The following is a 19,050-nucleotide window of genomic DNA, read 5'->3' as shown; positions in this document are numbered from 1 at the left end:
CTCAGAATTACAGAAGTCGCTGCTCCCCACGGCGACGCGACATTACAGATTCGAAGGAATCATTCCTCCCATGTCCACCGATCGCACGGCATCGTTGTCGCATTTCGCATTCATGCCGGTTCCCAACTTCACCATGATTGCGTTCACTAACGCGATCGAAGTCCTGCGCATGGCGAACTATCTGACCGGCCAAACGCTTTACCGCTGGTCGATCGTGAGTCCGGAAGGCGGTCCGGTCATGGCGAGCAACGGCTTGTCGGTCGATACGGGACCGGTGGAATGCGTCGGTCAGCCCGATATCGTGTTCGTGGTCGGCGGCATCGACGTGCAGCATGCGACCACGCCCGCCCATCTTTCCGCGCTGCGCCGCTTTGCCCGTATGGGCAGCGTGCTCGGCAGCCTGTGCACCGGCACGTATGCGTTGGCGCGCGCCGGTCTGCTGGCCGGGTATGCGTGCGCGATTCACTGGGAGAACATGTCGGCGCTCAAGGAAGAGTTTCCCGACACGCGCTTTCTGAAAGAACTGTTCGTGATCGATCGCGATCGCGTCACATGCACTGGCGGCGTCGCGCCGCTCGATATGATGCTGAACCTGATCGCGCCGCGCGTCGGCACTGCGCGCGTCACGCAGATCGCCGAGCAGTTCATTGTCGAACATGTGCGCGACACCAGCGCGCAACAGAAAATGCCGCTAGTGGCGCGGCTCGGCTCGGCCAACAAGTCGCTTTTCGAAGTGATCGCGCTGATGGAGAACAACATCGAAGAGCCGCTCTCACGCGAAGAACTCGCGCGGCTCGCCGGTATGTCGCAGCGGCAATTGCAGCGGTTGTTCCGCGAACATCTGGGGATGACGCCGACGCATTACTATCTGACGCTGCGTTTGCGGCGCGCGCGCGAGTTGCTGTTGCAAACCGACATGTCGATCATGCACATCACGATGGCATGCGGCTTCCAGTCGGCCTGCCACTTTTCGAAAAGCTACCGCGATGCGTTCGGCACGGCGCCGACGCGAGAACGACGCAAGCAGGCGCCGTCGCTGGCGGTGGCGCCGGTGCTGGCGGCTTGAGGCGGCGGCGTTTCCATCAGCGGAGCGCACTCAGTACATCAGCGCACCGTCCATTCAGCGGATGACGGAACGCAGGCCGCAATTGTCATAGCGCGGCCAGCCACGCCGCTGCATCCCGCACGACGGGATCCCAGTCGCCCTCCCGCGTTTGCCGCAACAGCGTCGCGCTTTCGATCCAGTTGGACGTGCTTCCCGAATGGCCCCAACGCCAGTCGCCGGACGTGTTGACCGGCACGCAAGTCAGTTTGCCCATCATCGCGGCGAGATTGGCCACGGCCGAATCAACCGCGAACACAGCGTCCAGTTCGCCGATGCATGCGGCGGTGTCATCGAAAAGGTGGATGCCGGGCAGATAGCGCTCGACCGTGGCGGGCGGCATGCCTGCTGCCGCCTCGGCAAGCGGATGATGCAGATTCACGAAACAGATTCGCCCGGTCAGCGCGGGATCCGTCACGAGCCGATTGAGCGCATCGAGCGGCAGGCTGCGTCGCGCGGCCCAGCACCGCATTGAGCTGCCGACATTGGACAGGTGGCGCTGGCCACAGTCCCAGAACAACCCGACGAGCTTCTTTCCGCGATGTTGCGCGCGCAACTGTCGCGCCCACGCTGCCGCAATCTGCCGCTTCGCCGGCGGAGCCCGTAGATACGCCTCAAACCGGTATGGACATGTCGTCTGCGCGGCGCGCAACACCGGCAAATGCAATAGCGTCGCGTATAAGTGCGGCGCGAATGCTTCCACTCGCGCGCGCACCGCGTCGGGCAGTGGGCCATGGGTCTGCAACGGACGCGCCGCGCTGACGACTTCGCAGTCGGGCAAGGACGCCTGCATGAGCGCATGGATCTGCGGGTCACAGGTAATCATCACCTGCGCACCGGCAGCGCGCCAGTCCGCCACGCAGGCGCCCAGCAGAAAGTTGTCGCCGAAACCGAGTTGGTGCACGACGAGCACCCGCCGGCCGCGCGGATCGGATTCGCCGTCCCACGCCGGTATGCCGGCCGGACGATAACTGCCGGCATCGCCAGAATCGTTGCGCCGGGTCCAGTGCTTAAAGCCACGCGGGTCGCCTGCTTTGAGCATCGCCTCGCCGAGAAGCTGTTCCGCGGTTGCCAGGACATTGGGCGTGCTCGTTGCCACCGGCTGTCGCGCCTCATCCAGCAACTGGATCGCGTGAGCGAAATGGCCTGCCATCATCAGGCTGTAGCCGAGACGCAGTTGGGCGAGCGCGGGATTATCCGCCATCGACGGGGCACGCGTTCTAGTCTCCACCGCCTCGGCATGCCGTCCCAGCAGATCGAGCGCGAACGCGCGCACGGCAAAAAAATGGTGATCCTGAGTACCGAGTGCCAGTGCGCGGTCAGCCCAGTCAATGAGTTCGTCCTCGCGCTCTAGCGTGATCAGCACATCGCATATCTCGCGCAGAATCGCCAGGTTGTGAGGCTCGTGCTCATGACGCACGCATGCGTTTCGCAGTTGCCGCTCCAGATCGTTGGTCGGCGTCACTCGCACAATCCATCGCAAGCATTCTTCACCACGCTTTCGCACAGGCCGACGTATTGCAGCGCGGCCTCCGCGGTCAGCCCTATCACCATCATGTTCCGCACGAACTCCTGGGTGCTCCATAGGCGCCGGTAACGCTCGTACATCACCTTTACGCAGTCGAATTTGCGCTGATCGCAATAGATCTTCAATAGCATCAGGACCTCGTTGGAGCTGTAAGTCCCGATGTCCAGCTTACGCACCATATCCATCAGCATCTCGTCGCCGACGTGCCGCCACTTGTTGAACACGGCGTGAAAACCGAAGGTCGGCCTGTCCGGCAGCACATGCTCATAAGCAAAGCGGATCGCGACTTCCTCGGGCGCAAACCGGATGCCGTATCCGCTTTCGAGCAAGGGCCGATATACGCGGCAGATCAGGTCGTCCTCATTGACGCCGGGAAGGAATTCGAACCGTTCGTCCGCCAGCGCCCGCAACAGCTTTGTCGAACGCAGCGAGAACCCGCCGTTGCCCACGTTCATGCCATCGCGGTGGAACGGCCATTTCGCACCGATGTAGTCGTAGTCGAAAAACGTATCACTCCACGCCGCGGGGTCCAGCACATAACCGTCCCATTGAACGACGAGTACCCACGGTGTGGTCACATGGCCGAGCAGATGCTTGACCATGAAAGCCGAATAGTCTTCTTTGGACTGCAGGCGCGGAATCAGCACGGTACGTACAGAGGTGGGTACGGTCTCGTGAGTGAAGAGGATCGCGTCGGCAAAGTTGCACCGGGCCGCTGATATCTCGAGCGCGCGCGCGGCGAATACGGGATTGATCGAATCCGCCGCACAGAGCGTCACATTGCGCAGATTCAGGGGGGAAGCGTTACTGCTCATCAGGACTATTCGGCCAATCGGTGCTTTATCGGTCTGCGCAATGCGCAAAGGGTTTCCCTCAGCAAAGCTGAATGGGCGCAACCCTCACGCTACGACTCGCGCCAGTCATCGGGCCGCTTCGTACCAAAGCTTTCAACTGCGACCGTTGCTCGCAGTTGCCCGACGACCGAGCACGCCTCGTCGCGAATAGCGTGATCCTATACAAAGTTCACGCAAACCGAAGGATGACACGATGTCGCTGACGAAGGCTCGCCTACGCCGCCTTCAACAACCCATGCGGGTCGATCACGAACTTCTTCGGTGCACCGCCATCGAATTGGCGATAACCATCGGGCGCCTGGTCGAGCGACACCACCGTCACGTTGACGATATCCGCAATCGGCAAGCGGTCCCACAAGATCGCCTGCATCAGGTTCTGGTTGTACTTCATCACGGGCGTCTGTCCGGTATGGAACGAGTGCGACTTGGCCCAGCCCAGACCGAAACGGATGCTCAGGCTGCCTTTGCGCGCGGCGGCATCGGCGGCGCCGGGGTCGTCGGTCACGTAAAGGCCCGGAATGCCGATCGCGCCCGCAGCCCGCGTGATTTCCATCAGCGAATTGAGCACGGTGGCCGGCGCTTCCTCATGCGAGCCGCTGCTGCCGTGGCCGTGTGCTTCGAAGCCGACGCAGTCCACCGCGCAATCCACTTCGGGCCGGCCAAGAATCTGTTCGATCTGCTCGCCCAGCGTGGCGTCCTTCGACAGATCCACGGTCTGGAAACCCATCTTGCGCGCATGCGCGAGACGCTCCTCGTTCATATCGCCGACGATCGTGCAGGCCGCGCCCAGCAAGCGCGCCGAAGCGGCCGCCGCCATCCCCACCGGCCCCGCGCCCGCGATATAGACGGTCGCGCCGGGCTTCACGCCGGCCATCACCGCGCCGTGATAGCCGGTCGGCAGAATGTCGGAGAGGCACGTGAGATCGCGGATTTTCGACAGCGCCTGCGCGCGATCGGGGAATTTCAGCAGATTGAAGTCGGCGTACGGCACCATCACGTATTCGGCCTGGCCGCCGATCCAGCCGCCCATGTCGACATAACCATAAGCACCGCCCGCACGCGAAGGATTCACATTCAGGCACACACCGGTATGTTGCGCCTTGCAGGTCGGGCAGCGTCCGCAGGCCACGTTGAACGGCACCGAAACGAGATCGCCGATTTTCAGCGTTTCCACGTCGCGGCCAATCTCGATCACCTCGCCGGTAATCTCGTGGCCGAGCACGAGGCCGACCTCGGCGGTCGTGCGGCCGCGCACCATATGCTGATCGGAGCCGCAAATATTGGTGCTCACTACCTTCAGGATCACGCCGTGGCCGATCGAACGGCCACGCGGATCGACCATCTTCGGATAGTCGATCGACTGCACTTCCACCTTGCCCTGCCCTAGATACACGACGCCACGATTGCTGCTCATTGTCTGTCTCCATGTCTTGTGAGCGGCGTGCCCGGTTCAGTGCAGCACGCCGTTCAACGAGCGTAGCGCCCGCTGAACGAAGCGCATGTGCCGAACGCGACATGGGTTTGGCCGGAACCGACACGACCAGCGGAACCCGTATCCATGTTGATGCAACCCGTTTTTTATTGATTGACCGTTCAATATAAAAAACCTACCATGGCCACTCGAATCCACTCAGGCGGACGGTGTTTTCGTTTTGCGCAGTCCTCCCGAAACTCATGCCAGCAATAGCGCCCGCACCATGCCCAAACTTGGAATGCGCGAAATCCGCCGCGCGCAACTGATCGACGCCACGCTCCTCACCATCGACCAGACCGGTCTCGCGGGAACCACGCTGGCTTCGGTGGCGCAGCGCGCGAGCATTTCCACCGGCATCGTCAGCCACTATTTCGGCGACAAGGACGGTTTGCTCGAAGCCACCATGCGGCACGTGCTGCGCGATTTGTGGCAAGCCACCTCGCGCCGGCGCCGGGCGGCCAAGGCGGATCCGCGTTCTAAATTACGCGCCGTGGTCGCCGCGAATTTCGACGCCGAGCAGACCAGCGGCCCGGTCATGAAAACCTGGCTGGCGTTCTGGACCGAGAGCATGCACAAGCCGCAATTGCGCCGGCTGCAATACGTGAACACGCGCCGCCTGAATTCGAACCTGTGCGCGGATTTTTCCAAGGCCATGCCGCGCGCGGCGGCGCGGCGCGCGGCGAGCGGTCTCGCCGCCCTGATCGACGGACTGTGGCTGCGCGGCGCGCTCTCGGGCGAGCCGTTCGACACTCGCGCGGCGCTGCGCGTGGCCAACGACTATATCGATCTGGTCCTCGCATCGCGCGAGTAAGGACGCAGGCAGATCGGCGACACCTTCAGAAAGGAGCAAGTCATGGCGGTATTCGCAACGCAACGCCTCTATATCGGCGGCGCTTACGTCGACGCAACCAGCGGCGAAACCTTCGAGACGCTCGATCCCGCCACCGGCGAGACACTCGCGAGCGTGCAGCAGGCCTCCGCGGCCGACGTCGATCGCGCGGTGCAATCCGCGCGGGACGGCCAACGCGAATGGGCCGCGCTCACGGCCATGCAGCGTTCGCGCATTCTGCGCCGCGCGGTCGAGATTCTGCGCGAGCGCAACGACGAACTCGCCGCGCTCGAAACGCGCGATACGGGCAAGCCGATTGCCGAAACCCGCGCGGTGGATATCGTCACCGGCGCGGACGTGATCGAGTATTACGCGGGGCTCGCCACTGCCATAGAGGGTCAGCAGATTCCGCTACGGCCCACGTCGTTTGTTTATACGCGGCGCGAGCCGCTTGGCGTTTGCGCCGGCATCGGCGCATGGAACTACCCGATCCAGATCGCCTGCTGGAAGTCGGCGCCCGCGCTCGCGGCCGGCAATGCGATGATCTTCAAGCCGAGCGAGATCACACCGTTGTCGGCGCTAAAGCTCGCCGAGATCTATACCGAAGCCGGCGTGCCCGCGGGCGTGTTCAACGTCGTGCAAGGCGACGGACGGGTCGGCGCGATGCTCGCCGCGCATCCGGACATCGAGAAAATTTCGTTCACCGGCGGCGTTGAAACGGGCAAGAAGGTGATGTCGCTCGCCGGCGCCTCGTCGCTGAAAGAAGTGACAATGGAACTCGGCGGCAAATCTCCGCTGCTCGTATTCGACGACGCCAACCTTGAACGCGCCGCCGACATCGCGATGAGCGCCAACTTCTTCAGCTCCGGCCAGGTCTGCACCAACGGCACACGCGTGTTCGTGCAACGTGGCGTGCTGGAACGGTTCGAGAAGCTGGTTCTGGAACGCGTCGAACGCATTCGCGTGGGCGCGCCCACCGACGCCGACACCAACTTCGGCCCGCTCGTGAGCGCCGCGCAATTGCAGAAAGTGCTGGACTATATCGAAAGCGGCAAGCAGGAAGGCGCGCGGCTCGTGGCGGGCGGCAAGCGCCTCACCGAAGGGCATTTCGGCAATGGCCAGTATGTCGAACCGACCGTATTCACCGGCTGCCATGACGACATGCGCATCGTGCGCGAGGAAATCTTCGGCCCAGTCATGAGCATTCTCGTTTTCGACGACGAAGACGAGGCGATCGCGCGCGCGAACCACACCGCGTATGGCCTCGCCGCGGGCGTCGTGACCGAGAACCTGGCGCGCGCGCATCGCGTGATTCATCGTCTGGAAGCGGGGATCTGCTGGATCAACACCTGGGGCGAGTCGCCTGCGGAAATGCCGGTGGGCGGCTACAAGCAATCGGGTGTGGGCCGCGAAAACGGCATCACCACGCTCGAGCACTACACGCGCATCAAGTCCGTGCAGGTCGAACTCGGCCCGTATCAACCGGTGTTCTAAGGAGGCATGGCGATGGCTGCGAACGAATACGACTACATCATCGTGGGCGCGGGTTCGGCGGGCAACGTGCTCGCCTCGCGCCTCACCGAAGACGCGGACGTGACCGTGCTCCTGCTCGAAGCGGGCGGCCCTGACTACCGCTTCGACTTCCGCACGCAGATGCCGGCCGCGCTCGCCTATCCGCTGCAAGGGCGCCGCTACAACTGGGCGTACGAAACCGACCCCGAGCCGCATATGAACAACCGCCGCATGGAATGCGGGCGCGGCAAGGGGCTCGGTGGATCGTCGCTGATCAACGGCATGTGCTATATCCGCGGCAACGCGCTCGATTACGACGGCTGGGCTGCGCAGGCCGGCCTGGAAAACTGGACCTATCTGGATTGCCTGCCGTATTTCCGCAAGGCCGAGACGCGCGATGTGGGCGCCAACGCGTACCACGGCGGCGACGGCCCGGTGCATGTGACCACGAGCAAGCCCGACAACAACCCGCTCTTCGCCGCGATGGTCGAAGCCGGTGTGCAGGCAGGCTTTCCGCGCACCGACGATCTGAACGGCTATCAGCAGGAAGGCTTCGGCCCGATGGATCGCACGGTCACGGCGAATGGCCGGCGCGCCAGCACGGCGCGCGGCTATCTGGATCGCGCGAAGGAGCGGCCGAATCTGACCATCGTTACGCATGCCGTGACGGATCGCGTGCTGTTCGCCGGCAAGCGCGCGCTCGGCGTCGCGTATCTGCAGCATGGCAACGCGGTGAATGCGCACGCGCGCCGCGAGGTGCTGGTATGCAGCGGCGCGATTGCTTCGCCGCAATTGCTGCAGCGCTCGGGCGTGGGCCGCTCCACGTGGCTGCGCGAACTCGATGTGCCGCTCGTTCACGATCTGCCGGGTGTGGGCGAGAACCTGCAGGATCATCTGGAGATGTATATCCAGTACGAGTGCAAGAAGCCGGTCTCGCTGTACCCGGCTTTGCAGTGGTGGAATCAACCGGCTATCGGACTTGAATGGATGCTGAACGGCACGGGTATCGGCGCGAGCAACCAGTTCGAAGCAGGCGGTTTCATCCGCACGCGCGACGACGATCTGTGGCCGAACATCCAGTATCACTTTCTACCCGTTGCGATCAACTACAACGGCTCGAACGCGATCAAGATGCACGGCTTCCAGGCGCACGTCGGTTCGATGCGTTCGCCAAGCCGTGGCCGCGTGAAGCTCACGTCGCGTGATCCGAACGCGCATCCGAGCATCCTGTTCAACTACATGGCCGATCCGCTCGACTGGCGCGAATTCCGCGACGGCATTCGCATCACGCGCGAGATCATGCGGCAACCGGCTCTCGATCGTTATCGGGGCCGCGAACTGAATCCCGGTGCCGAGCTGACTACCGACGAACAGCTCGACACTTTCGTGCGGATGCGGGCCGAGACGGCGTTTCATCCGTCGTGTTCATGCAAGATGGGCTACGACGACATGGCCGTGGTCGACAACGAGGGCCGCGTGCACGGCATCCAGGGATTGCGCGTGGTGGATGCGTCGATCATGCCGCGCATCACCACCGGCAATCTGAATGCGCCGACCATCATGCTGGCGGAAAAGATCGCCGACCGGATTCGCAAACGCGAGGCGTTGGCGCGGGTGGATACGCCCTATTTCGTGGCAAACGGCGTAGCGTCCCGCAAACGGGAGAGCGCGACGGTTTGACGCCGAAGCCCGCCTGCAAGATTTTCTTTACCCTCGCGCAACTTATACTCGATTGTCAGCGCGGCGCAAAAGCCGGATAGTGCGGCTTCATCCGCAGACAGACAATCAAGGAAACGCGAGCGATGAAGTTCAAAGCCCTCAGCCTCACGGCGGCCCTTTTCTTTACCCTGTGCGCGACCGCTCCGGCGAGTCGCGCAGCCGGCGATACGCAAGACAGCATTCAACAGACAGTCGACGCAGCGATCCGCCCGCTCATGGCGAAGGATGGCATTCATGGCATGGCGGTCGGCATCGTTGTCGGGGGCAAGCCTTATGTGTACAACTACGGCGTGGCGTCGACGGAAACCGGCAAGCCCGTGACGCGCGACACGCTGTTCGAGCTCGGCTCGATCAGCAAGACCTTCACGGCGACGCTGGCTTCGTATGCGCAGGTCAGTGGCGATCTTTCGCTGTCGGATGCGACGAGCAAATATCTGCCCATTCTCCAGGGCAGTCCGTTCGGCAACGTGAAGCTTGTCAATCTGGGCACGCATACGCCGGGCGGTCTGCCGTTGCAGGTGCCGGACGAGATCCATAACGACGATGAACTCATGCAGTATTTCAAGGCATGGCAGCCGAGCTGCGTGCCGGGCACATGCCGGACTTACACCAATCCCGGCATCGGCACGCTCGGCCTGATCACGGCGAAGAGCATGGGCCAGGATTTCACGTCGCTGATGGAACAGCGACTGTTTCCCGCACTGGGGTTGAAGAACAGCTATATCGAAGTTCCGCAAGCGCGAATGCCGGATTACGCGCAGGGCTATAAGAAGGATGGCGCGCCTATCCGCATGGCGCCCGGCGTGCTATCCGCGCAAGCGTACGGAGTGAAATCCAGCGCCGCTGATATCACGCGCTTTCTGCAAGCGAACATGAATCAGCTCCAACTCGATCCGAAGTTGCAGCGCGCGATCACGCAGACGCACACCGGCTACTTCAAGGCAGGTGTGATGACTCAGGATCTGATCTGGGAGCAATACGCGTATCCGGTCGCGTTGAAGACGTTGCTGGCGGGCAATTCGTCGACAATGGCTTTAAAGGCGACGCCCGCCATCGAAATCAAGCCGCCGCTCGCGCCGCGACAGGATGTCTGGATCAACAAGACCGGTTCGACCAATGGGTTCGGCGCGTATGTGGCTTTCGTTCCGGAGAAGCAGTTAGGCATTGTCATGCTCGCCAACAAAAACTTTCCGATGGAGGACCGGGTGGCCGTGGCTTATAAGATTCTGACGACGCTTGCTGGGGCGCGTTGAATAAAGAAGTGGACATGGCGGGCGACGAGGACAAAATGCGGATGAGCACCGCCGTGGCACTCATCCTCTTTACATGACCGTGTCGCGTTCGGATGGAACGGCGTCATGGTGCGCGCGCCGTCCGCAAGAAGTGAACCTTCAATCCCGCACTGGACTCAACACCCCACGCGCATCCGTCTCAACCGCCTCCGACACCAGCGTCTCCAGCGCCAGCCCACGCGTTTCGATGCCGAGAATCCAGACCGCTGCCGCCGCGATCACGAAGCACATCGCGCCGAGTGAGAAGACACCGCCCTGGCCGAATATCGGCAGCACCACGCCCACCACATAAGGTCCGATCAACGAACCCACACGGCCGATCGCCGACGCGAAGCCCGAACCCGTCGCACGCGCACCGGTTCCGTAAAGCTCGGGCGTATAGGTGTACAACACCGCCCACATCGCGAACAGGAAGAACTGCATCGCCAGCCCCGCACAGATCAGCAAGGTCGGCGTCTGCGCGTGCAGCGCGGTTTGCCCATATACGTAAGCCATCACCGCGCTGCCCGCGAGCGATGCAATGCAGGTCGGTTTGCGCCCCCAGCGTTCCACCAGCCACGCCGCGCAAATAAAGCCTGGAATGCCGCCGAGCGAAATCAGCACCGTGTACAGCACCGACTTCGTCACCGCGAAGCCGGCCTGCTGCATCAACGCGCCGAGCCACGACGTCAGCCCATAAAAACCGAGCAGCGCGAAGAACCACAGCGTCCACACCATGATCGTGCGACGCCGGTATGCAATGCTCCAGATCTCACGGAACGCACCCGTGCTCTTCGCGGCAGGCGGCTCGGCGAGCATAGCCGGCGCGCGCAACTGGCTCAGGCCGGCCGCTTTCATCACCTTCACTTCGACTTCGGCAAGTATCTTGTCCGCTTCGCCGAGGCGGCCGCGATGCTCTAGCCAACGCGGCGATTCCGGCACCACGCGGCGCACGATCAACACGAATACCGCAGGAATGGCGAGCAGCGCGAACTCGGTGCGCCAGCCGAACGTCGGCAGCACGAAGTACGACACCACGCCCGCGGTAATGAAGCCGAGCGGCCAGAACCCGTCCATCAACGCAATCAGGCGGCCGCGCGACGCAGCCGGCACGAACTCCGACAGCAACGTCTGCGCAATGGGAAACTCCATCCCCATGCCGAAGCCGAGCAGCACGCGATAAAAGATCAGGGCTTCGACGCTTTGCGCCGTGGAACACAGATACGATGCGAGCCCCCATAGCACCATGCTCCATTGAAACACCGGCCGGCGTCCGAAGCGATCCGCCAGCAATCCCGCAATCGCCGCGCCGATCACCATGCCGAAGAAGCTCGCGCTGGCCACCAGCCCCGCCGTCGCGCTCGATAAGCCGAATTCCGTCCTGATCGAGCCGAGCACGAAAGTCATCGTGCCGAGATCGACGGAATCGAAAAAGAACGCAATGGCGATGATGATGAAAATGGTCCGGTGATAACCGGAGAACGGCAGTCGTTCGAGTCGGGCGGCTGCGCTCGCGCGCGGCTGATAAGCGGTAGACATGTCATCCCCTGGTTGATGCGGCGGCTGCCGCGTGGGTGCTGCGAGGAGATTTCAGTAAACGCCGACATAAATCGGCCACATAGAAGAAATACGTCATCGGGATGGAACGGGGGCGTCGTTCCATCCACGTGCGTCTCGAACGCTACGTCCGCAAACGCGAGCGCGCGGCACCGGCAATGCGCGCAAGCGTGTCCGCACTCAACCGCGCGGCGATCTTTTCGACGTATTCGTGATGACGCGCCTGCAGCGGCGCGCCGAGTTGCTGGGCAAGCAGATAACGGATCAGCGCGATGCGCCGGTGCCGCAGCACGATGCTCTGATCGAGCAGCGCGAGCGCGGCGTGCGCATCGCCCTCGTGGCACGCGCGCTCGGTGAGGCGCGCGGTGGCTAGACGTGTCGACGTCATGTCGGTCAATCAGCGCGAAAAAGGCGCGAGCGGTTCGGCATCGACCGCTCGCCGCGCCTTACGACATCAGCGGCTCGGCCGCGTCGAGCATGATCTTGACGAAGTAGTCCGCAAAACTGCGGCGCACGACCAGGTCAAAACTGCTCGCGCCGGTGGGCAGCAATGTCATCGATGCCTTGAAGAAGTGACTCTGCGCGCACTGTCCCTCGCCGAATAGTTTGGGATGCAGATCGAGCGGACAACCGCGCGACAGCACTTCACGCGTGCGCGTGCCGCTGATTTCGAGCACCGTATAGCCGCTGCCGATATCCACCGCCGACGCGAACACGCCTGCGAACGCGGCACCGAGCTTGGCCTGCAACGGCGCGGTACGCGTCGCGTCGTGGGCGGCGCCCGAGCGCACCAGCCACTCGTCCGGGCCGAGCCACATCACGTCGTAGCCGTTGCCGCGGACCACCGTGTTGGCCTTTTCAGGCGGACGGCAGCCGACCACGCTTTCGAAAGCGCGCACGAACGCCGCGTCACGCGTATCGCCGCGCACATTCACGAGTTCCAGAAATGGCCGCTCGTTCAACCTGAACGCCGCGGATGCCGTCGCCTGATGTTTCTTCAGCAGCGCATCCGCGCCCACCAGCGGCGACTCCTGCCACACACCGGTCTGTTTGCCGACAGCGCGATCCACGACCGACGCCGTCCCTCTCGTTTCATTCCACATGTTGACGTGCTCCTTCGCTATCGTAGAACACCGAACTGGTGACCTTCGCTGCAATCTGTTTGCCGCTGGAAAGCGGAATCGTGACCGTCTCGCCGATCTTGTCGAGACCGCCCTTCACCACCGCCATCGCGATCGAGCGCTTCAGGATCGGGCTGTAGTAACTCGACGTGACGTGGCCGAGCATCGCCGCCGTCTCGCCCTGGAACGGACCGGCGACGATCTGCGAACCTTCGGGTATCACGAACGACGGGTCGTCCGAGAGCAAGCCGACCAGTTGCTTGCGCCCCGCCTTCGCCGTATCCGAGCGGGTCAGCGAACGCTTGCCGAGAAAGTCCTTCGACTTCGCGACGAGTCCGCCCATGCCGAGGTCATACGGCGTCATCGAACCGTCCGTATCCTGGCCGACGATGATGTAGCCCTTCTCCGCGCGCAGCACGTGCATGGTTTCGGTGCCATACGGCGTAATGTCGAATTCCGCGCCCGCCGCCATCAGCGCCTCCCACACCGCGCGCCCGACGTTGGCCGGCACGTTCACTTCATAGGCGAGCTCGCCCGAGAAGCTGATGCGCATCACGCGCGAGGCCGCGCCAGCCACCGTGCCTTCGCGATAGCTCATGAACGGGAATGCCGCGTTCGCGAAGTCGATGTCGTGGCAAACCTTCTGCAGCGCCTTGCGGCTGTTCGGACCGACCACGGCGAAGGTCGCCCAATGGTCCGTCACCGACGCGAGCCGCACGCGCATGTCCGGCCATTCTGTCTGCAGCCAGCGTTCGAGCCATGTCAGCACACGTGCCGCGCCGCCGGTGGTGGTCGTCATCATGTAGTGCTGGTCGGCGAGGCGCACGGTCACGCCGTCGTCGAAGATCATGCCGTTTTCGTCGAGCATCAGGCCATAGCGGCACTTGCCGACTTCCAGCTTGCTCCACGGATTCGTATAGACCCAGTTCAGCAGCTTCGCCGAATCGGGGCCCTGAATGTCGATCTTGCCGAGCGTCGAGGCGTCGAGAATGCCGACGCTCGTACGCACCGCGAGAGACTCGCGCGCCACTGCCGCGTGCAGATCTTCGCCAGCCTTCGGGTAATACCACGGACGCTTCCAGTTGCCCACGTCCTCGAACGCCGCGCCGTTTTCCACGTGCCATTCGTGTACCGCCGTCTTGCGCACAGGATCGAGAAACTCGCCCAGCTCGCGGCCGGCAAACGTGCCGAACGTGACGGGTGTGTAGTTCGGCCGGAACGTGGTCGTGCCGGTCTCGGGAATCGTCTTGCCGAGCGCCTGCGCGAGAATCGCCATGCCGTTGATGTTGCCGAGCTTGCCCTGATCGGTGCCGAATCCCATCGCGGTATAGCGTTTGACGTGTTCGACCGATTCGAAGCCTTCGCGCGCCGCGAGGAAAATATCCGCGGCCGACACGTCGTTCTGGAAGTCGATGAACTGCTTCGGCCCGCGCGTGGCCAGTTCGCGGCCGCCGACCAGCCACAGCGGCTGCATCTTCGCTTCCGTGATCTCCGCCACCTGCACCGGATTCGGCCGCGCGACAATAAAGCCCGCCGCGCGCGCCGCCTCGATACCGGCATCCACCGCAAAGCGGATGCCCTGGCCCAGCGTGAAGTCGCCCGCACACGCGCCGACGCTCGTTTCCGCCTGCATCGCCTTGCCCGGCACGAAGCAGGCCTTCTCGTCATGCCAATGCGCCTTGCCGCCCGATTGCGCGAACAGATGCAGCACCGGGCTCCAGCCGCCGGACATGGCGAGCAGATCGCACGAGAGTTCGCCCTGCTTCGCACCGACCTGTCCGTTCGAATACGACGCCAGGTCAACCGACGCCACGCGCAGTTTGCCGTGCGCGGCCGTGATCACCACGCCATTCATGACCTTGACGCCGTAGCGCCGTGCCAGCGCGGGCAGCGTGCCCTTCGATTCGCTCGCGCGCGGATCGACCACCGTTACCTGGGCGCCGGCTGCTTTCAGATCGAGCGCGCATTGATAGCCGTCGTCGTTGTTCGTGAAGACCACTGCGTTGCGGCCCGGCAGCACCGCATAGCGATGCAGGTAGGTCGACACGGCCGACGCCAGCATCACGCCCGGCAGATCGTTGTTGCCGAACACGATGGGCCGTTCATGCGCGCCGGTTGCGAGAATCACGCGTTTCGCGCGGATCTTCCACATCAGTTCGCGCGTGCCTTTGCGCTGCGATACCGGCAGATGCTCGGTGAGCCGCTGTGTCACCGTCACGAGATTGTGGTCCTGATAACCGAACGCCGTGCTGCGGCACAGGATTTTCACGTCGGGCATCTGACGCAGTTCGTCTTCGATCTTCTGCACCCAGTGCAGCGCAGGCTTGCCGTCGATCTCCGCACGGCACGACAGCAGCGAGCCGCCGAGTTCCGGCTGATCGTCGACCAGCGTCACGCGCGCGCCGGACAATGCCGCGGCGTGCGCCGCCGCGAGCCCGGTCGGGCCACCGCCCACCACCAGCACGTCGCAATGCGCAAAGCACTTGTCGTAGCGGTCCGCGTCGGTGTGTTCCGGCGCCTTGCCGAGACCGGCCGCGTCGCGGATCACTTCTTCGTACTTCGGCCAGAATTTGCGCGGCCACATGAAGGTCTTGTAATAGAAGCCCGCCGGAATGAAGCGCGCGATCTTCTGGTTGACCGCCATGCGGTCTTTCTCGATGCTCGGCTTTGCGTTCACGCTAGTGGCGACGAGTCCCTGGTACAACTCGACTTCGGTCGCACGGGCATTCGGCACCGTGTACGCGCCGGTTTCCAGTTGCACCACGGCGTTCGGCTCTTCCACACCCGCCGTGACGATGCCGCGCGGCCGGTGATACTTCCAGCTACGCGCGACGAAATGCTCGCCGTTCGCGAGCAGCGCCGAGGCCAGCGTATCGCCTTGATAGCCCTGGTACTGGCGGCCGTTGAACGTGAACGTCAGCGGCATGGCGCGATTGATGCGGCCGCCGTTGGGGAGTCGGTCTTTCTGGCTCATGATGCCTTGCCCTCTTGTGCCTGGTTCGGTGCCTTGTCTTGTGCTTTAGCCTCGTTGCTGTCCATGGCGAGCAGCGGTCGCTCGAACGTCTCGTAGCCCTGGATCTCGTAGCTCACCGTATCGCGCTGCGCCTTGAACCAGCGGCGGCAGCCTTGCGTGTGCAGCCATTGCTCGCGATGCACGCCGCGCGGGTTCTTGCGCATGAACAGGTAGTCGCCCCATTCCTTGTCGGTGAGTTTGTCGGTGTCGAGCGGACGGGCAATATCCGCTTCGCCGCCGCAGGAAAATTCGGTTTCGGCGCGTGGCCCGCACCACGGGCATTCGATCAATAGCATTTCTTGGTTCCTCGTCGCAGTGCGTGGCGTTAGTGGGCGACGGCGGCGGCGCCGTGCTCGTCGATCAGGTGGCCGGTATAGAAACGGTCCAGCGAGAATGGCGCATTCAACGGATGCGGTTCATCCTTCGCGATGGTGTGCGCATAGGCCCACCCCGAACCCGGCGTCGCCTTGAAGCCGCCCGTGCCCCAGCCGCAATTGAAATACAGCCCTTTCACGTCGGTCTTGCTGATGATCGGGCACGCGTCCGGCGAGACATCCACAATGCCGCCCCACTGCCGGTTCATCCGCACCCGCGAGAACACCGGGAACATTTCGACAATCGCTTCGAGCGTGCCCTCGATAATCTGGAAACTGCCGCGCTGACCAAAACCCGTGTACTGGTCCACGCCCGCGCCGATCACCAGATCGCCCTTGTCCGACTGGCTGATATACGCGTGCACCGCGTTCGACATCACGACCGTATTGACCACCGGCTTGATCGGCTCCGACACCAGCGCCTGCAACGGGTGGCTCTCCAGCGGCAGCCGCACGCCGGCCATGTCGGCGAGCGTGGAGGTATTGCCTGCCGCCACCACCGCGACTTTCTTCGCCTTGATGAAGCCCTTCGTGGTGTCCACGCCCACCACCTGGCTGCCGTTGCGGCGAATGCCCGTGACCTGGCAGTTCTGCACGATATCCACACCGGCCTGATCCGCGCCGCGCGCGAAACCCCAGGCCACCGCATCGTGACGCGCCACGCCGCCGCGGCGCTGGATCGAAGCGCCGAGCACCGGATAGCGGCTATTCAGATTGATGGTCGGCTCGATTTCCTTGATCTGTTCGGGTGTAAGGAATTCGGCGTCCACGCCGTTCAGCCGGTTCGCATTCACGCGGCGCTCGGTGTCGCGCACGTCCTGCAACGTGTGCGCGAGGTTCATCACGCCGCGCTGGCTGAACATGACGTTGTAGTTCAGGTCCTGCGAGAGTCCTTCCCACAGCTTCATGGCTTTCTCGTAGAGCGCCGCCGACTCGTCCCACAGGTAGTTCGAGCGCACGATGGTCGTATTGCGCGCCGTATTGCCGCCGCCGATCCAGCCCTTCTCCAGCACGGCGACGTTGCGCACGCCATGTTCCTTCGCCAGGTAATACGCGGTGGCGAGACCATGCCCGCCGCCGCCGACGATCACGACGTCGTATTCACGTTTGGGCTCTGGGCTCTTCCACTGTCGCTCCCAGTTCTCGTGATACGACATCCCGTTGCGCAACAGGCTGAATATCGAATAGCGGCTCATCGTCTGTCCTTGGTGGGTACTCGTGCTTTATGCTTCGTTGCTGTTCAACACTCGATGACGTTCACGGCCAACCCGCCGCGCGACGTCTCCTTGTATTTCGTCTTCATGTCCGCGCCGGTTTCGCGCATCGTCTTGATCACGTTGTCGAGCGACACGTAATGCTGGCCGTCGCCCTTCATCGCCATGCGCGCGGCGTTCAACGCCTTGATCGCGCCCATCGCATTGCGCTCGATGCACGGAATCTGCACGAGTCCGCCGACCGGATCGCAGGTCATGCCCAGGTTGTGTTCCATGCCGATTTCGGCGGCGTTTTCGACTTGTGTCGGCGTGCCGCCCATCACGGCGGCGAGCGCCGCGGCGGCCATCGAGCAGGCCACGCCCACTTCGCCCTGGCAGCCCACTTCCGCGCCGGAGATCGACGCGGTTTCCTTGTAGATGATGCCGATCGCCGCGGCCGTCAGCAGGAAGTTGACAATGCCTTCGTCGTTCGACGCATGCATGAACTTCACGTAGTAGTGCAGCACCGCGGGAATCACGCCGGCTGCGCCATTGGTCGGCGCCGTGACGACACGCCCGCCCGCCGCGTTTTCTTCGTTGACGGCCATCGCGTACAGGTTGACCCAGTCGAGCATGGAGAGCGGATCGCGCAACGACTCTTCCGAACGCGAACGCAGTTGCGCGCACAGATCGGCGGCGCGGCGCTTGACATGCATCGGGCCGGGCAATTCGCCGCGCACCTTGCAGCCGCGTTCGACGCAGGCCGCCATGGCGCGCCAGATGGTCAGCAGGCCGTCGCGCACTTCCTGTTCAGGACGCGACGCGCATTCGTTGCGCAGCGTGATCTGCGCGATCGACAGACCGGTTTCGCGGCAGACGCGCATCAGATCGTCGCCGGTCCGAAACGGATACGGCACCTGGGCGCCGGCGCGCACGCCGTTCACGCGATCGCCTTCGCGATTCACCACGAAGCCGCCGCCGATCGAGAAATACTCCTTCTCCACCAGTAGCTGGCCGTTTTCGTCGAAAGCCTGAAAACGCATGCCGTTCGGATGCACGATGCCCGAGCCCGGCGCGCCCGGCATCAGCTTGCGGAAAAAGCCGAGATGCTCGCGTTCGTCGAATTTCACCGGATGCTTGCCGAGCAGCACGAGCTGCTTCGTCGCGCGAATGGCCTGCAGGCGCGGCTCGATCACGTCCGGGTCGATGGAATCGGGCAGATTGCCTTCGAGCCCCAGCAGCACTGCCTTGTCCGTGCCGTGCCCTTTGCCGGTCGCGCCGAGCGAGCCGAACAGTTCGACCTTCACGCCGCGCACGAAGCCGAGCAGATTGGCGTCTTCGATATGCGAGGCGAAGCGGCATGCAGCGATCATCGGCCCGACCGTGTGCGAGCTTGAGGGACCGATACCGATCTTGAACAGATCGAAGACGCTGACGTTCATGGCGTGCCTTGTGCGTTGCGATGCCTTGGGTGGATTTGCTGCTATTGCACCGCACGTCAAT

General features: G+C 63.2%; 15 protein-coding genes. 5 read left to right on the top strand and 10 right to left on the bottom strand.

From position 1 onward, the window contains the following. Nucleotides 1–70: 70 nt before the first annotated feature. Entirely contained in the window at nt 71–1,066 is a 996-nt protein-coding gene (locus tag P0D71_RS22200) for a GlxA family transcriptional regulator (protein WP_091801487.1), read from the top strand. Between the two features lie 85 nt (nt 1,067–1,151). Here the strand turns inward: P0D71_RS22200 and P0D71_RS22195 are convergent, their stop codons facing one another. The 3 genes from P0D71_RS22195 to fdhA all read right to left on the bottom strand — a co-directional run bounded on the left by P0D71_RS22195 (nt 1,152) and on the right by fdhA (nt 4,898). Next, a complete protein-coding gene (locus tag P0D71_RS22195) occupies nt 1,152–2,567 on the bottom strand; it encodes a hypothetical protein (protein WP_408482117.1) in 1,416 nt (471 codons plus the stop codon). Further along, nucleotides 2,564–3,445, bottom strand: coding sequence for a DUF5672 family protein (locus P0D71_RS22190; protein ID WP_408482116.1), 882 nt, complete (start codon nt 3,443–3,445; stop codon nt 2,564–2,566). Before P0D71_RS22190 ends, P0D71_RS22195 begins: the two co-directional genes overlap by 4 nt. 253 nt (nt 3,446–3,698) lie before the next feature. Then, nucleotides 3,699–4,898: a formaldehyde dehydrogenase, glutathione-independent gene (gene fdhA, locus P0D71_RS22185; RefSeq protein WP_095420742.1), complete on the bottom strand. Its 1,200-nt coding sequence runs from the start codon at nt 4,896–4,898 to the stop codon at nt 3,699–3,701. Nucleotides 4,899–5,181: 283 nt separating this feature from the next. Here fdhA and betI point away from each other — a divergent pair, with 283 nt between their 5' ends. The 4 genes from betI to ampC all read left to right on the top strand — a co-directional run bounded on the left by betI (nt 5,182) and on the right by ampC (nt 10,271). Next, entirely contained in the window at nt 5,182–5,769 is a 588-nt protein-coding gene (gene betI / locus P0D71_RS22180; protein WP_408298940.1) for a transcriptional regulator BetI, read from the top strand. A 42-nt stretch (nt 5,770–5,811) separates the two neighbouring features. Beyond that, a complete protein-coding gene (gene betB, locus P0D71_RS22175) occupies nt 5,812–7,281 on the top strand; it encodes a betaine-aldehyde dehydrogenase (RefSeq protein WP_408482113.1) in 1,470 nt (489 codons plus the stop codon). A 12-nt stretch (nt 7,282–7,293) separates the two neighbouring features. Then, nucleotides 7,294–8,979 (top strand): choline dehydrogenase, encoded by a 1,686-nt coding sequence (gene betA / locus P0D71_RS22170; protein ID WP_408482111.1) that lies wholly within the window; start codon nt 7,294–7,296, stop codon nt 8,977–8,979. Nucleotides 8,980–9,101: 122 nt separating this feature from the next. Next, nucleotides 9,102–10,271 carry a class C beta-lactamase gene (ampC, locus tag P0D71_RS22165; RefSeq protein ID WP_408482109.1) on the top strand — a complete coding sequence of 390 codons (1,170 nt, stop codon included), beginning with the start codon at nt 9,102–9,104 and terminating at the stop codon, nt 10,269–10,271. A gap of 138 nt (nt 10,272–10,409) precedes the next feature. Here ampC and P0D71_RS22160 read toward each other — a convergent pair whose 3' ends face one another. The 7 genes from P0D71_RS22160 to P0D71_RS22130 form a co-directional block, all read right to left on the bottom strand. Continuing rightward, the gene (locus tag P0D71_RS22160) at nt 10,410–11,828 is read right to left on the bottom strand and encodes an MFS transporter (protein ID WP_408482107.1); all 1,419 of its coding nucleotides are present in this window, start codon (nt 11,826–11,828) and stop codon (nt 10,410–10,412) included. A gap of 142 nt (nt 11,829–11,970) precedes the next feature. Continuing rightward, complete coding sequence (locus P0D71_RS22155) at nt 11,971–12,234, bottom strand: hypothetical protein (RefSeq protein ID WP_091801516.1); 264 nt, start codon at nt 12,232–12,234, stop codon at nt 11,971–11,973. A 58-nt stretch (nt 12,235–12,292) separates the two neighbouring features. After that, entirely contained in the window at nt 12,293–12,949 is a 657-nt protein-coding gene (locus P0D71_RS22150; protein ID WP_408298948.1) for a sarcosine oxidase subunit gamma, read from the bottom strand. Further along, nucleotides 12,939–15,941: a sarcosine oxidase subunit alpha family protein gene (locus P0D71_RS22145; protein ID WP_408482105.1), complete on the bottom strand. Its 3,003-nt coding sequence runs from the start codon at nt 15,939–15,941 to the stop codon at nt 12,939–12,941. The genes P0D71_RS22150 and P0D71_RS22145 overlap by 11 nt, the downstream gene beginning before the upstream one ends. Further along, complete coding sequence (locus P0D71_RS22140) at nt 15,938–16,276, bottom strand: sarcosine oxidase subunit delta (protein ID WP_408482103.1); 339 nt, start codon at nt 16,274–16,276, stop codon at nt 15,938–15,940. The genes P0D71_RS22145 and P0D71_RS22140 overlap by 4 nt, the downstream gene beginning before the upstream one ends. A gap of 29 nt (nt 16,277–16,305) precedes the next feature. Continuing rightward, on the bottom strand, nt 16,306–17,550 hold the full coding sequence (locus tag P0D71_RS22135; RefSeq protein ID WP_091801526.1) for a sarcosine oxidase subunit beta family protein: 1,245 nt from the start codon (nt 17,548–17,550) through the stop codon (nt 16,306–16,308). A gap of 44 nt (nt 17,551–17,594) precedes the next feature. Next, entirely contained in the window at nt 17,595–18,989 is a 1,395-nt protein-coding gene (locus P0D71_RS22130; protein WP_091801529.1) for an L-serine ammonia-lyase, read from the bottom strand. Nucleotides 18,990–19,050 lie beyond the last annotated feature (61 nt).

It is taken from the genome of Paraburkholderia sp. RL17-383-BIF-A, from assembly GCF_046028015.1.
Classification (GTDB): Bacteria; Pseudomonadota; Gammaproteobacteria; order Burkholderiales; family Burkholderiaceae; genus Paraburkholderia.
Note: the sequence above shows the minus strand (reverse complement) of the source record. Positions and strands in the feature narration are given on the sequence as shown.